Source organism: Thiomonas sp. 13-64-67 (assembly GCF_002282795.1).
Classification (GTDB): Bacteria; Pseudomonadota; Gammaproteobacteria; order Burkholderiales; family Burkholderiaceae_C; genus Thiomonas; species Thiomonas arsenitoxydans.
The window spans coordinates 1-14,172 of the sequence record NZ_NCKP01000073.1; the positions used below are offsets into that span (position 1 = coordinate 1).

Genomic DNA, 14,172 nt, shown 5'->3' on the forward strand with positions numbered 1-14,172 from the left:
TATTCGGGGTGCAGTTCCATCCAGTCTGCCGCGATGAGTTCCAGCGGCGTGAGCACGCCGCCAGCACGATGCCGCTGCCAGGCGGAAAGAAAAAACTGCCGAACCTCGTCTTTGCTGGGATTGAACATGGTGGGCATATTGTCCTGCAGCCGATCCGCCCGTGATGCGCATGCACTTACAAATCGGTTTTGAGCGACCATTTCAGCTTGTTCTCAGGAGACTCACCATGCCCATGATCGACGCCAGCGCCCTGCGCCAACTGTTTGACCAAGCCCGCACGCACAACGCCTGGCTGGACCAGCCCGTGCCCGAGCACCTGCTGCACCAGCTCTACGACCTGATGAAATGGGGGCCAACCTCGGCCAACTGTTCCCCGGCGCGTATCGTGTTCGTGCAGTCGCAGCAGGCCAAGGCCCGCCTTGCACCCTGTATGAGCGAGGGCAACCGCGCCAAGACGCTCAAAGCGCCGGTGACCGCCATCATCGGCATGGACATGGCGTTTTACGAACAGCTGCCGCAGCTGTTTCCGCACAATCTCGACGCGCGCAACTGGTTTGCGGGCAAGCCGGATTTCATCGCCACCACGGCGCTGCGCAACTCCAGCCTGCAAGGCGGCTACTTCATTCTCGCGGCCCGCGCCCTGGGCCTGGACTGCGGCCCGATGAGCGGATTCGATGCCGACGCGGTGAATGCCGCATTTTTCGCGGGCACCGAAGTCAAGGTGAACTTTCTGTGCAATCTCGGCTATGGCGACGCCAGCGCGTTGTTCCCCCGCAGCCCGCGTCTGAGCTTCGAGCAGGCTTGTCGCATCGCATAGGGCGCGCGTGCGCGGCGTGGAGTTTGTGCGTCGGTTCTGGTAATTTCGCACCCATCGCCAGAACACAAAACAGAAAGGACGCCTCATGCCGGTCATCGTTGTCGCCAATCCCAAGGGCGGGGTGGGCAAATCCACCCTGTCCACGCAGGTTGCCGGATTTTTCGCCAGTCAAGGCCATGGGGTCATGCTGGGCGACTCCGACCGGCAGGAATCGGCCCGCCTCTGGCTGTCGCTGCGCGATCCAGCGCTGCCGCGTATCGACACCTGGGAGATGAGCTTTGATTACATCGCCAAACCGCCCAAGGGCACCACCCACGCAGTGATCGACACCTCCGCCGGGCTGCATGGCTGGCGGCTGAACGATGTGATGAAACAGGCCGACAAGGTGCTGGTGCCGCTGTCGGCGTCGATTTTCGACATCTACGCCACGCAGGAATTCCTGGAAAAACTGCGCGAGGCGCGCGAAAAACACGGCTTCGATGTGGGCCTAGTGGGCGTGCGCATCGACCCGCGCACCCATGCCGCCGAGCAATTACAAGCCTTCGTGACGCAAAGCGGCCTGCCGATGCTGAGCAATCTGCGCCAGACCACGCTGTACCCGCAGATGGCCGCGCACGGCCTCACCCTGTGGGACCTGCCGCCCAGCCAGGCGGCCAAAGACCTGGAGCAATGGCAGCCCATCACTCGCTGGCTGCAGCAGCCGTCAGGGCGCGGGTAAAAAAATAGGCACATCCTGCAAACATTGCGTCGGATGTGCCCAAGCTGCAAGGAAGCTGGCGGCTGCGGTTTTTCGGGAGTTTCGCTCTACCGTTTTGTCGAAGGGATGGTTTCGGCCCGCCTCAGGCGGCGCGTTCGGGTTGCGCGACGAGACCGAGCGCCGGGCGGTTGACGCGGAACAAGCGCGGGCCGACATGTTCGAGCAGCTTGTCGCGCTCGAACTGGGCGATCACGCGGCTGGCCGTTTCGAGCGCCACGCCGAGCATGGCGCCGAGGTCGCTGCGCTTGGGCAGGGTGATGGTGTCGTTGAGTTCCGGGTCGGCCAGTTTGAGCAGCAGACGAGCCATGCGCGCGGGAATGGCTCCCGAGCCGAGCAGCAGCGCCCATTCGTCGGTGTCGCGCAGGGCGCGGTGCCAGCGCTCCAGAAACTCCTGGCGCAGATTGGGCACCTGCTCTTCCATTTTGCGAATCACTTCCACCGGAATGCGGCACACCCGCACCGCGCCGATGGCCGAAGCGTGATGCATATAAGGCTCTTGAATGAAGCACTCCAGCCCGATCAGATCGCCGCGCCGCGCCACGCGGGTGATGCGGCGGGTGCCATCGGGCAGCACGCGCTCCAGCTTCACATAGCCGGTCTTGATGGTGTAGAGCCAGTCGCCCCGCTGCCCTTCGCTGAACAGCTGCTGTCCGGGGGCAAATTGCATGTCGTCGATGACCTGATGGAAGGTGTCGAAGTCTTCCATGCGCAGCGCGCCGAACAGCGCAATACGTCGCACGCCGCAGCTGCGACAGTCGGAAGCGCCGCGCCAGGCGTTGACCACCTCGGTATGCGCCAGGCGGTTGGCTTCCGGCTGCTTGCTGCGCGGCAAGGTTTTGCGCAGGGTCGCGAGCGGAATCGCCGTGGTTGTCTGCGGATTGGCAAAAGTGGTTTCCATAACTCGCTTTCATTGATTTAGCGCAATATTAGCGAGTACTGATATGGCCTTGTCAATATAGGGAATTCACCGTGATAACTAGGACTAACCCTGATTTTTGGCGCGCTTCATTGCGGAATGTCGATTTTTGCAGCGCACAAAACTGCGGCAATCTGTCGCGGGTGCGGTGGCTCTTTGTGCCCAATCCGCGACAACCTGACACACCCGCGCCGCCCGGGACGGTTTGCCGATCCGCCTACACTGCAACGCTTTTCAGCCTGTAAAGACGAAAGGCGCGATCACCATGATGGATGTGCACACTCTGGCCGCACGCGATGTGCGGCGGGCTTTGGAGGAGGATCTGGGCAGCGGCGACCTCACCGCTGCGCTCATCGACCCGCAGGCCGTGGCGCGTGCCACGGTGCGCAGCCGTGAGGCCGCGCGGTTGTGCGGCACGCCGTGGGCCAATGCCTGCGTGCGCGCGCTCGACCCGGCGGCGCATCTGGAGTGGTTAGCGCCTGAAGGCGCTACGTTGCAAGCAGATGCTGTGTTTTTGGAGATCAGAGGCAACGCACGTGCGCTGCTCAGCGCCGAGCGGACGATGCTCAATTTCCTGCAGTTGCTCAGCGCGGTGGCCACGCGTACCGCGCAGTATGTGGACGCCGTGCGCGGCACACGGGCGCAAATTGTCGATACCCGAAAAACCCTGCCGGGCTTGCGTCTGGCGCAGAAATACGCGGTGCGTGTGGGCGGTGGAATGAATCACCGCATCGGCCTGTTCGACGCTGTGCTGATCAAGGAAAACCATATCGCCGCCGCAGGTGGGGTGGCGCTGGCGCTGCAAAGGGCGCAGGCGGTGGCGGCGCAGGCGCAGTTCATCCAGATCGAGGTCGAAACCCTGGCCCAGCTCGACGAGGCTCTGCGCGCAGGCGCGCGCATGGTGCTGCTGGACAATATGTCGCTCGATCAACTGCGCGAGGCGGTCCGCCTTACCGGCCAGCGCGCCGTGCTGGAAGTGTCTGGCGGGGTGGATCTGCAAACCGTGCGCGCCATTGCAGAAACCGGCGTGGACCGCATCTCCGTGGGCAAGCTGACCAAGGATGTGCAGGCCGTCGATCTGTCGATGCGTTTTACGGCGCTTTGACTTGTTGCGCATTCATTCAAGAGGAAGTCCGCATGTCCGCCACTTTTTCGATCGCATTTGATAGCCCGGTCATCGGCACCGCGCAGGCCTGGGCGCGCGTGCCCGTGGAGCCCAGCCCCGCCGAGCGCGACGCGCTGATGGCGCGCTGCGCCCAACTGCTGCGCACGCAGGACGCTGTCTTGGTGGCGCATTACTACACCCATCCCGATCTGCAGGATCTCGCGCAGGCCACGGGCGGGCTGGTGGCCGATTCGCTGGAAATGGCGCGCTTCGGCGCCCGTCATCCGGCCAGCACCCTGGTCGTCGCCGGGGTGCGTTTCATGGGCGAGACCGCCAAGATGCTGTCGATGGACAAGCGTGTGCTCATGCCCGATCTCGACGCCAACTGCTCGCTCGATCTGGGCTGCCCCGCGCCGCAGTTCAGCGCCTTCTGCGATGCCCATCCCGACCGTACCGTGGTGGTCTATGCCAACACTAGCGCGGCGGTGAAGGCGCGTGCCGACTGGGTCGTGACTTCGAGCTGCGCGCTCGACATCGTGGCGCATCTGCATGCGCACGGCGAAAAAATCCTGTGGGCGCCCGACCGCCATCTGGGCGGCTATATCGAGCAGCAAACCGGCGCCGACATGCTGCTGTGGCAGGGCTCGTGCATCGTGCACGACGAATTCAAGGCGCTGGAACTCGAACTGCTCGAGGCCGAGCATCCCAAAGCGCGCGTGCTGGTGCATCCCGAAAGCCCGGCGGCGGTGGTCGCCCTGGCCGATGTGGTGGGCTCGACCTCGCAGATTCTCAAGGCGGCGCGCGAACTCGACGCGCCTGAATTCATCGTCGCCACCGATGCCGGCATGTTCCACGCGCTTGAGCAGCAAAATCCCGGCAAGACCTTCATCGCTGCGCCCACCGCGGGCAATGCCGCCACCTGCAAGAGCTGCGCGCATTGCCCATGGATGGCGATGAACAGCCTGGCTGGACTGGCGCGTGTGTTGGAGACCGGGGCGAATGCCATCGAACTCGACGCCGCTCTGGCCGCCCGCGCCCGCGTGCCGGTGCAGCGCATGCTCGACTTCACAGCAGCGCAAAAGACTGTAGCGATGGCGGGCAGTCTGGTTCCCGGCATCGGCGCGGCGTAGCGGGCGCCGACGCACCAAGCTGGCGCGCTATCGCGTTTTGCTGAAACGCTATCGCGTTTTATTGAAACGCTACCGCGTTTTCATGATGCGCGCCTTTTCCCGTTGCCAGTCGCGCTTAGCTTCGGTGTCGCGTTTGTCGTGGTCTTTTTTGCCCTTGCCCAGCGCCAGATCGAGCTTCACCCGGCCGCCCTTGTAATGCAGGTTGATGGGCACCAGGGTGTAGCCGCGCTGCTCGACCTTGCCGATGAGCTTGCGGATTTCATCCTTGTGCATCAGCAGTTTGCGCGTACGCGACGCATCCGGCCGCACATGGGTGGAGGCGCTGTTGAGTGCGGTGACGTTCATGCCGATCAGAAACAGCTCGCCGTCGCGGATGACCACATAGCCGTCGGTGAGTTGCACCTGCCCGGCGCGCACGGATTTGACCTCCCATCCTTCGAGCACGATGCCCGCTTCGAAACGGTCTTCGAGGAAGTAATTGAAATGGGCCTTGCGGTTTTCGGCGATGCTCATGCGGGGAATATGGGGCGTTCGGCCCTCAATACAATCATCTCATTCTAAGAAGCCTTGATCCGCCCACGTTCGCCCATGCCCCAGGTTCACAAATCCGTCCTCATCTGGTACAGCCCGCAAGAGATGTACGACCTGGTCACCGATGTGGCCGCCTATCCGCAGTTTCTGCCCTGGTGCGGGGGCGCCTCGGTGCAGTCGGAAGAGGGCGATACGGTGCGTGCCAGTGTGACCATCGACTTCAAGGGCATCCGCCAGAGCTTCACCACGCAAAACACCAACGTGCCCGGTCAGGAAGTGCGCATGCGGCTGGTGGACGGGCCCTTTTCCGCCCTGCACGGGCGCTGGGTATTCAACCCCCTTGCCGACGGCAAGGCATGCAAGGTCGAGTTTCTGCTGGACTACAAGTTCTCCAACTTTCTGGTGGAGAAGGTCATCGGCCCGGTGTTCAACCATATCGCCAGCAGCTTTGTCGATGCCTTCGTGCAGCGCGCCAAACAGGTTTATGGGCCGCGTTGAAGCCGTGGTTGGCAAGGTGAACATTGCGGTGTTCTACGCGCCCGAACGCGGCGAACCCGACTTGAGGCGGTTGGCGCTGCCAGCAGGCGCCACGGTTGGCCAGGCGCTCCAGGCCAGCGGCATGCTCAGCGCCCATCCCGAATTGACCTGGATCGACATCCTCTACGGCATCGACGGCCAGCGCGTCACGCTGCAGCGGATGCTTCAGGACGGCGACCGCATCGACCTTTGCCGTCCCTTGCAGGTCGATCCCATGACCGCGCGGCGCTTGCGGGCTGCCGCCTCAAAGCCACGCCGCTGAGACCTCGGGCGGTATGTCGGCGGGCGGGCCTTCGAACTGCGTGAGGCCGTCACCGAGCACGATGACGCGACCCGCCAGCTCGCGCGCCCACGGTTTTTGCTCGACTATGAGCACGCCCAGCCCCTGCTCCTGCAGTTGCTGGATGAGCGTAGCCGTCTCGGCCACGCGCTGGGGCGCCAGACCTTCGGTCGGCTCGTCGAGCAGGAGCAGATCGGGGTTACCCATCAGCGCGCGGGCGATGGCGAGCATTTGCTGTTCGCCGCCGGACAGCGCCTGGGCGGGCGCGTGCAGCCGTGGCGCCAGCGCCGGAAACAGGGCCAGCACCGCTGCCTCGTTCCAGCGCGACGGGCCCGTGCGTGCGACTATTCGCGCGGGCTTGGCGCCCAAAAGCAGGTTCTGCCGCACGCTCAGACGCGGAAAAATCTCGCGCTGTTCCGGCACATAGCCCAGCCCCAGCCGGGCGCGGCGGTGCGCGGGCAGGCCGAGCAGTTCTTGCCCGGCAAGACTTGCACGGCCCGTTGCGGGAATAAGGCCCATCAGCGCCTTGAGCAGGGTGCTGCGCCCGCTGCCATTACGCCCCAGAACAAGCAGCAATTCCCCCGCGCGCAGTTGCAGATGCACGCCGCGCAGCACCTGCACCGGTCCATAGCCCGCCTGCAGCGAGCGAACATCGAGCAGCGCGCCTTTCTCGGGCGGGAGCTTCATGGCGCCGTGCCCAGATAGACCGCCTGTACCCGTGCGTCGTGGCGAATGGCCTCGGGCGCGCCGTCGGCCAGCACGCGGCCCTGATGCAGCACCACCACCCGCGTGGCCAGGCGGAACACGGCGTCCGGGTCGTGCTCGATCAGCAGCAGGGTGCGGTCGCTGCAGAGCTGGGCGATCAGATCGAGCATGTGCGCGGCCCGCGCCCGGTTCATGCCGGCGGTGGGCTCGTCGAGCAGCAGCAAAGGCGCGCGGTTGATGAGCCCGAGGCCGAGTTCCAGCGCGCGCAGGCGGGCATAGTCGATGCTTTGCGCCGGCGTATCAGCGCAGTCCTGCAATTGCAGCGCCCGCAGCCAGTGTGCGACCTGCTGCTGCAGTTCGGCATCGCGTCGGTACGGCAGCCACCAGCGCCGGGCCGGTTGCGCCGCAAGCAGGCAGGCGCGCAGATTGTCCGCCACACTCAAGCGGGAAAAAACCTGCGGCGACTGGAAGCTGCGGCCGATGCCCGCCTGGGCGATCTGCGCGGGGTTCATGCGGTCGATCCGTCGGCCCGCCAGCCACACGCTCCCGGCGCGCAAGGGGCGCAGGCCGCTGATCACCTGAAACAAGGTGGATTTGCCCGCGCCGTTGGGGCCGATGAGGGCCACGCGTTCGCCAGCCTCGATCTGCAGATTCAGATCGGTGAGGATGGGCTGGCCGCCGAGCACGCAGTGCACGCCGCGCACGTCGAGCAGGGGAGGGCGCTCAGTGGCGTTGAATGCGGCGTTCATTCACGGGCTCCGTCTCTGCGCAACTGCGGCGCCAGCGCTCGCCACACCAGGGCGCCAAGCCCCGCGCCCGTGGAGGCCAGCAGCGCCGCGCCAACCCAGGCATCGGCGCTGTCGATCTGCAGCGGCACGCCATACAGCCGCAGGGTGCTGCCTACCAGCAGTTGTTGACGCACGGCGTAGAGCAGTTCGACCAAGCTGCTCGCGCCCATGACCGCGAGCGCGCCGCAGAGCAATAGCGCTGCCAGGCCCCACAGCAGATCGGGATTGCGGCGGGCGCGAAGCCCTTGCGCCAAATCGCGCAAGACCCCGCTCAAACCCTGCGGCGCCCAGATCACGATGCACGATGGCGAGAAAACCGAGGCCGACATACAGCATCCAGGCCTGCGAAACCGAGGCCAGAACCGACTCGCTGCCCACCATCAAGCCGGCGCCCAGCAAGGCGCCCCAGGCCGTGCCGCTGCCTGCGGCCAAGCTGAACAGCAGGGCCATGCTCGATTGCGGCAGCCCGAGCGATCCGGCGCTCACCTGTTCGAGCCGCAGGGTTTGCAAGGCGCCGGACAGGCCGGCTAGAAAGGCGCTCACCAGCACCAGTTGCAGCCGAACCCGTCGCGGTGTGGCGCCGCTGACCGCAACGCGCAAGGGGTTGTCGCGCACCGCGCGCGCCAGCAGGTCGAGCCGGGTGCCGTCGAGCCCACGCATCAAGGCCGCGCCCAGCAGCACATAAGCGGCACTCACGCCATAGACCTGTCGCTGCGACAGAAAATCGAGCCCCAGCCAGACCGGCCCGGCGGTGCGGTCGGTGGAAACACCGCCCTCTCCGCCGAAAAACCCCTGCAGCATGGGCGCGGCCAACGCCACCAGCAGGCCCAGACCCAGCGTGATCATGGCAAAGCTCAAGCCCCCTCGCCGCACGCTGATCGGGCCGAGCACCAGCGCCACGGCCACGGCAAACATGCCGCCATACACGGGCACCAGGGCAAAGGGCAGCGGCCAGCCGCGGGCGGCAATCGTGTTCATCGCATGCGCGGCGGCATAGGCGGCCAACCCCGCATACATCGCCTGCCCGAAGCTGAGCAGCCCGGCGCGGGTGACCAACAGCCCCACCGACAGCAGCAGCAGCCAGGCGCTGGCCAGTTGCGACAGCAGGCTGAAACCGGCGCTGCTCAGCGGCAAGGCCAGCGGCAGCGCGACCAGCAGCGAAAACAGCGCAGCGCGGCCGCGCGCCGGGGCGGGCACGTCGGCGTTCACAGCCCGTCGTCCCGAGACAGCGCGCGCGTCAGCCCCTGCGGGCGCAGCGCCAGCACCACGACCAGCAGCACATAAGGCAGCAGCGGTGCGGCGCGGGCCAGGTCGAGGTGCAGCAGGCTGGGGAGAATGCCGTCGCTCGCGGGCCAGGCGGCCGGGGCGTTCCAGCCCAGAGCTTGCAGGCCGTCAGCCAAGGAGCCGTTGACGGCCACGGCGAGGGTCTGCACCTCGCCCACCAGCAGCGCACCCAGTAGCGCGCCGCGCAGCGACCCCAGACCGCCGATGATGATGACGGCAAACAGCAGCGCGCCCATTTGCGCGGCCATGTCCGGCTCGGTGACGAGCAGCGGCCCCCCCACCGCACCGGCCAGCCCGGCAAGTGCGCCGCCTACGGCAAACACCCCGGTCTGCACCGCGCGTACATCGTGCCCCAGAGCCGAAGTCATGGGCGCGTGCGTCAGCGCGGCCTGCACGATCAGCCCGGCGCGTGTGCGCCACAGCAGCAGCCAGGCCAGCGCCAGCGCGGCCAGCGCCGTCGCCATGACAAAGCCGCGGTACACCGGAAAGTCCACCCCGCTCAAGGCGAACAGCGCGCCCTGCAGCGATGCGGGTATGGCATAAGGCACCGAGCCGCTGCCCCACAACAGCCGGGCCGCTTCCACCAGCACCACGCCGAAGGCGAAAGTGGCGAGCAACTCCGGCAGATGCCCCTGCGCGCGCAGACGCCGCAACACGCCGACTTCAAACCCGGTGGCCACCACGGCAACGCCCAGCGGCGCAAGCAGCAGTCCGCCCCAGAAGCCCAGCCACTGGCCGCTTTGCCAGGCCAGATAGGCGCCGAGCATGTAGAAACTGCCGTGGGCGAAATTGAGTACGCCCAGCAGCGAAAAGATCAGCGTCAGCCCTGAGGCGAGCAGGAACAGCAGCAGGCTGTAGCTCAGGCCATTGAGGGCGGAGAGTGCGAGCGCCTCCATGCAGCAGCCGTGGCCAGGGATCAGACTCCCGGCTTTAGCGCGACGGCGTGCCCTGGCTGGCGCCGGGCACCGCGCTGGCCGTCACCTTGGGCGGTTTGACCGGATAGACCTCGGTCATCAACGGCCGCTGCATGGTGCATTGCGCGGGCAGGGTGGTCTGCGCGGGGCGGTAAGTGTGCTCCAGCGCAAAGGTGTAGCCGGTGTTTTCCACGTCGTAGGGGTTGGCGGGCGAGACCGGCTGCCAGTCGCTGACATAGATGGGCTGGAGCAACTGGTGATCGGCCGCGCGCAGGGTGACCTCGCCGTTGAAGGTGTGGAACTTGAGCCCTTCCATCGCGCTGGCGACTTTCAGCGGCTCGGTGCTGTGCGCCTTGGTCATGGCGGCAGTGAGCAAGGCCAAGCCGGTGTAGGTGGCGGGTACCGAGAAGTCTTGCTTGTACTTGTCGCGGAAACCTTTTTGCAGGCTTTGCAGCACGCCGGGCAGATTGGGGTTGCTGTAATAGACCAGCTTGACACGCCCGGCGTCGTGCGGGCCGATCTCGCTGGGCGCGCCCAGGCTGCTGGCGTAGAAGGTGTAGAGATCGGCCTTGAGCCCGCCTTGCTGCGCCGCCTTGATGAGCAGGGTGAGGTCGGGGCCCCAGTTGGCGGTGATGATGCAGTCGGCCTTGGCGGCCTGCACCTTGGCGATATAGGGCGAAAAGTCTTTGACCTGCCCGAGGGGCACGAAATCTTCGCCCACGATCTGGATGTCGGGTCGTTTGAGCGCCAGCATTTCGCGGGCGTACTTCGCCACCTGATGGCCGAAGGAATAGTCTTGCTCGATGAGATAGACGCGCTTGATCTGCGGCCGGTTGCGGATGTCGTCGGTCATCGCCTGCAGGGTCATGGGCACGCTGGGCTGCAGCGCAAAGTGCCAGAAACTGCAGTCACTGCCCGTCAGTGCGGAATCGACCGCGGCGTAGTTGAGATAGAGCACTTCCTTGCCGGGATGGCGGGTGTTGTGACGGCTCACCGCTTTAGAGAGCGCAATCGCCGCGCCCGATCCGTCGCCCTGCAACACATAGCGGATGCCCTGATCCACCGCGGCCTGCAGTGCATTGACCGTATCTTGCACCGCGCCCTTGTTGTCGAACGGCACGATCTCGAAGCGCACCCCGGCGGTGTTGCCGCGGTTGACCCGGTCGGCCACGAACTGCCAACTCTGCAACTGGTTCTGCCCTACTGCGGCGAAGGGGCCGGTGAGCGGGTCGATGAAAGCGAGCTTGACGGTGGGAATCTGCCGCGCATGCACTGGCGCGGCGCCGAGCAATAAGCCACCGGCCAGGGTGGAGATAAAACTTCTGCGGGTGGTGTGCATGCGAGCAAAGCCTTGTGAGGGAACAGCCGCCCCGGTTTTCAGGGGCGGCGCAAAAAGGCAATGCTATTTCAACCCGGATTTCCCATTCGGCGGGGCTTTGCCCCTACACGGGCGCTGGCGGACGGCTTGAGGCGTCTTCGCCCCCGCGCTTCGCGCCCATAGCTCGGGCTATGGGCTTGTCGCGCAGGGCCGAATCCATCCCCAATCCGCCGCGCCATCATCCCGTGTCCTCATGGAAAATCCGGGTTCAACGCCATCCGGGCAGCTTAGAACTTCACCCCCACCCGCGCGTACACCGAGCGTCCCGGCCCCGGCACGGCAATGCCCCAGGGCAGGCCGTTGATCGACATGGTCGTGCCCTGGCCGACGTAGGCACCTCCGGTGGGCAGGGCGTAGAACTTGTCGAGCAGGTTGTCGATGCCGAAATCGACCCGCGCTTGCTTGAAGCTGTAGCTGGTGCGCAGGTTGAGCAGGCCGTAGCCGCCGGTCGGGATTTCATTGCGCACGGCGGAAACCTGTGTCTTGGCCTTGACCAGCACCCATTCCAGCGCGTTGTTCCATCCGCCCAACTGCTGCGTGAGACTGAGCCGGGCGTTGAGCGGCATGATGGCGTAGAGGTTGTCTCCCGTGGTGGTGTTTTCCCCGCGGGTGTAGTTCACCACGCCTTGCAACCCCAGCCGGCCGAGCGCGCCGTTGTCCAAAGGCATCTTGCCCGAGAGATTCAGCCCGTACAGCCGCGCGGTCTGGTTGACATATTTGAGGACGACGAACTGGTTTTTCAGTGGCGTGGCTTGCGGCGCGTTGGCCATTGCGTTCCACTGCACCGCGTCGATGTAATCGCTGACATGGGTGTAGAACGGTTGCGCGGTGAACGTCCAAGCGCGGTCGGCGCTGTGCAGATCGAAGCTGGCCGACAGGGTGGTGGCTTTTTCCGGCTTGAGATTGGGGTTGCCGATGTAGCCGTTGCCGTCGCCGACGAAGTTGTTCATCACCGCAGCCATCGACCAGGTGCTCCAGGGATCGCGCTGGTAGAGGTTGGGTGAGCGAGTGGTGTGGCTCAGGCCTACCGAGAGATCCTGCTCGGGCGAGAGCGTCCAGCGCGACAGCAGCGAGGCATCGACATGGGTGTCGGTGCGCGCGCGGTCGATGGTGTTGAACGCCGTGGCGTCGCGCAACTGGTAGTTCATCATCGTGCCCATGCCATTGCTGTTGGCATAGCCGTGCACCGGCCCGGCATCGGTGCGCACGCGCTCCACCCGCAGCCCCGCCAGGGTTTGCCATTGCGCGCTGAGCTGCTTTTGCCATTCGCCCCACACGCCGATGCGGTCGCGCTTGCCGTCGTTGACGTTGAGGAAGGTGCCGGGCCACATCATCCCGCCCGAAGGCGTCCAGTAGTCGTCGAGGTGATAGCGCTGCAGCTCGACTCCGGTGCGCAACACGTCTTGCGCCGACAGATCGATGCTTGCCTGCAGCTTCACCCCGGTGGTGCGGCTTTGGCTATACATCGGCATGCCGGCGGCGCAGGTGGGCGACAGCGGGCTGCAGGGATAGCCGCCCACGCTGCCCTGCATGGTCTGGCTGCCGTACCAGAAGCGTTTATCTGCGCCGAAGTCCATGAAGTGATCGACGGTTTCATGGTAGGCGCGCGCATCGAGCGAGCCCCAGCCGAACTGCTTGAGCCAGTGCAGATTGATGCGTTTTTCGGTATTGCCCAGCATGTCCATGCGCTGGTTGGGGTAGAGCTGATACGGCACGTCCTGATAGCCCAGACCGATTTCGAACAATTGATCGCTGCCCTTCCACGCCAGCCCCAGGGTGTGGTTGCGCACGTCGTAGGCGGTGGAGCCGACGACGTCGCGCGCGAGGCTCTGCCCCGGGCGGCCGGTGGAGGTAAAGGTTTTGAAATCGCCCCCGGCGGAGTAGTCATCGGCCTTGGTCAGTGCGCCGTCGTAGGCGATGGCGAACGACGGCGTGCCGTAATAAGCGTTCAGCCCGAGGCTGCGCGCAGCGCCGTTGCTGGCATAGCCCGCGCTGACCTCGCCGCCGGAGATCGACGCCTGCCCGGCCGGGGCAAATTGTGGCGCGCGGGTTTTCACCTCGATGGCGCCGCCGATGGCGTCGCCACCGACCGACACCGGCACCATGCCCGCCGGATACACGGTGATGCTCTGCACCTGCGACGGCGAGGCGTAAGACAGCACCGGGTTCATATGGTTGGGGCAGCTGGCGATCAGCCCCATGCCGTCGAGCTGGATGTCGAGGTTGTCGTCCGACAGGCCGTTGTACTGCGGCAGCCCGGAGACGCCGCCCGCCGCGTTGACCGACAGGCCGGGAATGCCCAGCAGCAGGCTGGCGGTGTCATTCGTTGCGGCGCGACGCTGGGCCAGATCGATGGCGCTTTGCCATTGCGCCCAGGACTGCGCGCCAGCGGCCGCACCCGAGACGACGACTTCGGGCAGGGCGGTCTCGGCGGCCTGGACGTTGCTGGCGCACAGCGCCGCCAGTGCGGCACTCAGGGCGATTGAAAGAGCGGTGCGCGACAGACGCGAGCTTGACGGAGGACAGAAAGATGTTTGCATGGACAATTGAAAGCGATGGATTCAAACCGTTGCCAAAAACGACGGTCTCACTGTAGGAATGCCTGTTGCGCCACAAGCGCGACAAAACGTCGCATTTGTCGCCCACCTGTCACAGGGGTTTCCCCCTGTACCAGCAGCCGGTGGCGCGCTGGCAGGCGTGGCAGGCAGAGCAAGTCGAAGGTGCTTTTCAGCAGATCGAAGACGCATTGAACGCTGGGCGTCAGGTCGCCTTGCTCGTCCATTACGAAGCCGCGCAAGCGCTGGCTGGCTTGCCCGTGCACGCCCCTCTGGCCACCCCTCTGGTCGAGGCGCTGGCGTTCGATGCGGCCACGCGCATGACCGCCGCCCAAACGCAGCAGTGGCTCCAAGCGCAAAGCGCCAGCCTCGATGGTGGCCAGCCCTGCGGCGTGGCCGCTCTGCAGCCCGGCATCACGCAGGCGGACTACACCGCAGCCCTGGCGCGCATCGCTGCGCACCTGCGCGCGGGCGA

15 protein-coding genes and 1 pseudogene are annotated in these 14,172 nt (G+C 65.5%); 7 read left to right on the top strand and 9 right to left on the bottom strand.

Annotated features, from left to right (window positions below):
• Nucleotides 1-137: DUF1841 family protein (locus B7X30_RS13740; RefSeq protein WP_286731290.1), on the bottom strand; the 137-nt coding region annotated here is incomplete at its 3' end.
• 89 nt (nt 138-226) lie between these two features.
• On the opposite strand from B7X30_RS13740, the gene B7X30_RS13745 reads away from it, so the two are divergent.
• The gene (locus B7X30_RS13745; RefSeq protein ID WP_286731269.1) at nt 227-817 is read left to right on the top strand and encodes a malonic semialdehyde reductase; all 591 of its coding nucleotides are present in this window, start codon (nt 227-229) and stop codon (nt 815-817) included.
• A gap of 85 nt (nt 818-902) precedes the next feature.
• Nucleotides 903-1,535, top strand: coding sequence for a nucleotide-binding protein (locus tag B7X30_RS13750; protein ID WP_286731271.1), 633 nt, complete (start codon nt 903-905; stop codon nt 1,533-1,535).
• A 121-nt stretch (nt 1,536-1,656) separates the two neighbouring features.
• Here B7X30_RS13750 and B7X30_RS13755 read toward each other — a convergent pair whose 3' ends face one another.
• A complete protein-coding gene (locus B7X30_RS13755; protein WP_013122609.1) occupies nt 1,657-2,472 on the bottom strand; it encodes a Crp/Fnr family transcriptional regulator in 816 nt (271 codons plus the stop codon).
• A 283-nt stretch (nt 2,473-2,755) separates the two neighbouring features.
• On the opposite strand from B7X30_RS13755, the gene nadC reads away from it, so the two are divergent.
• Entirely contained in the window at nt 2,756-3,595 is an 840-nt protein-coding gene (gene nadC / locus B7X30_RS13760; RefSeq protein ID WP_276709861.1) for a carboxylating nicotinate-nucleotide diphosphorylase, read from the top strand.
• 32 nt (nt 3,596-3,627) lie between these two features.
• Entirely contained in the window at nt 3,628-4,725 is a 1,098-nt protein-coding gene (nadA, locus tag B7X30_RS13765; protein WP_286731274.1) for a quinolinate synthase NadA, read from the top strand.
• A 69-nt stretch (nt 4,726-4,794) separates the two neighbouring features.
• On the opposite strand, the gene smpB is transcribed toward nadA, so the two are convergent.
• A complete protein-coding gene (gene smpB / locus B7X30_RS13770; protein WP_013105193.1) occupies nt 4,795-5,238 on the bottom strand; it encodes an SsrA-binding protein SmpB in 444 nt (147 codons plus the stop codon).
• 75 nt (nt 5,239-5,313) lie between these two features.
• On the opposite strand from smpB, the gene B7X30_RS13775 reads away from it, so the two are divergent.
• Both B7X30_RS13775 and B7X30_RS13780 read left to right on the top strand, forming a co-directional pair.
• Nucleotides 5,314-5,754 (top strand): type II toxin-antitoxin system RatA family toxin, encoded by a 441-nt coding sequence (locus B7X30_RS13775; protein ID WP_013105194.1) that lies wholly within the window; start codon nt 5,314-5,316, stop codon nt 5,752-5,754.
• Nucleotides 5,741-6,055 carry an RnfH family protein gene (locus tag B7X30_RS13780; RefSeq protein ID WP_286731276.1) on the top strand — a complete coding sequence of 105 codons (315 nt, stop codon included), beginning with the start codon at nt 5,741-5,743 and terminating at the stop codon, nt 6,053-6,055. The genes B7X30_RS13775 and B7X30_RS13780 overlap by 14 nt, the downstream gene beginning before the upstream one ends.
• Here the strand turns inward: B7X30_RS13780 and B7X30_RS13785 are convergent.
• The 6 genes from B7X30_RS13785 to B7X30_RS13810 form a co-directional block, all read right to left on the bottom strand.
• Nucleotides 6,038-6,760, bottom strand: a complete 723-nt coding sequence (locus tag B7X30_RS13785; protein WP_286731278.1) for an ABC transporter ATP-binding protein — start codon at nt 6,758-6,760, stop codon at nt 6,038-6,040. The two genes, B7X30_RS13780 and B7X30_RS13785, sit on opposite strands and share 18 nt — an antisense overlap.
• A complete protein-coding gene (locus B7X30_RS13790; protein ID WP_286731280.1) occupies nt 6,757-7,527 on the bottom strand; it encodes an ABC transporter ATP-binding protein in 771 nt (256 codons plus the stop codon). Before B7X30_RS13790 ends, B7X30_RS13785 begins: the two co-directional genes overlap by 4 nt.
• On the bottom strand, nt 7,528-8,775 hold the full coding sequence (locus B7X30_RS13795) for a branched-chain amino acid ABC transporter permease (RefSeq protein ID WP_286731283.1): 1,248 nt from the start codon (nt 8,773-8,775) through the stop codon (nt 7,528-7,530).
• Entirely contained in the window at nt 8,772-9,746 is a 975-nt protein-coding gene (locus B7X30_RS13800) for a branched-chain amino acid ABC transporter permease (protein ID WP_286731285.1), read from the bottom strand. The genes B7X30_RS13795 and B7X30_RS13800 overlap by 4 nt, the downstream gene beginning before the upstream one ends.
• A 34-nt stretch (nt 9,747-9,780) precedes the next feature.
• The gene (locus B7X30_RS13805) at nt 9,781-11,103 is read right to left on the bottom strand and encodes a branched-chain amino acid ABC transporter substrate-binding protein (protein ID WP_286731287.1); all 1,323 of its coding nucleotides are present in this window, start codon (nt 11,101-11,103) and stop codon (nt 9,781-9,783) included.
• Between the two features lie 266 nt (nt 11,104-11,369).
• Complete coding sequence (locus B7X30_RS13810) at nt 11,370-13,682, bottom strand: TonB-dependent receptor plug domain-containing protein (RefSeq protein ID WP_286731288.1); 2,313 nt, start codon at nt 13,680-13,682, stop codon at nt 11,370-11,372.
• A gap of 65 nt (nt 13,683-13,747) precedes the next feature.
• Between B7X30_RS13810 and B7X30_RS13815 the strand changes: the two are divergent.
• Nucleotides 13,748-14,172 (top strand): annotated as a pseudogene (locus tag B7X30_RS13815) (hypothetical protein); the annotation flags it as partial.

What these genes read in the sequence shown, in the direction of transcription:
- B7X30_RS13800 (WP_286731285.1), bottom strand. Translation starts at nt 9,746, where the DNA reads ATGGAGGCGCTCGCACTCTCCGCCCTCAATGGCCTGAGCTACAGCCTG.
- nadA (WP_286731274.1), top strand. Translation starts at nt 3,628, where the DNA reads ATGTCCGCCACTTTTTCGATCGCATTTGATAGCCCGGTCATCGGCACC.
- smpB (WP_013105193.1), bottom strand. Translation starts at nt 5,238, where the DNA reads ATGAGCATCGCCGAAAACCGCAAGGCCCATTTCAATTACTTCCTCGAA.
- B7X30_RS13785 (WP_286731278.1), bottom strand. Translation starts at nt 6,760, where the DNA reads ATGAAGCTCCCGCCCGAGAAAGGCGCGCTGCTCGATGTTCGCTCGCTG.
- B7X30_RS13790 (WP_286731280.1), bottom strand. Translation starts at nt 7,527, where the DNA reads ATGAACGCCGCATTCAACGCCACTGAGCGCCCTCCCCTGCTCGACGTG.
- B7X30_RS13755 (WP_013122609.1), bottom strand. Translation starts at nt 2,472, where the DNA reads ATGGAAACCACTTTTGCCAATCCGCAGACAACCACGGCGATTCCGCTC.
- nadC (WP_276709861.1), top strand. Translation starts at nt 2,756, where the DNA reads ATGATGGATGTGCACACTCTGGCCGCACGCGATGTGCGGCGGGCTTTG.
- B7X30_RS13745 (WP_286731269.1), top strand. Translation starts at nt 227, where the DNA reads ATGCCCATGATCGACGCCAGCGCCCTGCGCCAACTGTTTGACCAAGCC.
- B7X30_RS13775 (WP_013105194.1), top strand. Translation starts at nt 5,314, where the DNA reads ATGCCCCAGGTTCACAAATCCGTCCTCATCTGGTACAGCCCGCAAGAG.
- B7X30_RS13810 (WP_286731288.1), bottom strand. Translation starts at nt 13,682, where the DNA reads ATGCAAACATCTTTCTGTCCTCCGTCAAGCTCGCGTCTGTCGCGCACC.
- B7X30_RS13805 (WP_286731287.1), bottom strand. Translation starts at nt 11,103, where the DNA reads ATGCACACCACCCGCAGAAGTTTTATCTCCACCCTGGCCGGTGGCTTA.
- B7X30_RS13780 (WP_286731276.1), top strand. Translation starts at nt 5,741, where the DNA reads ATGGGCCGCGTTGAAGCCGTGGTTGGCAAGGTGAACATTGCGGTGTTC.
- B7X30_RS13750 (WP_286731271.1), top strand. Translation starts at nt 903, where the DNA reads ATGCCGGTCATCGTTGTCGCCAATCCCAAGGGCGGGGTGGGCAAATCC.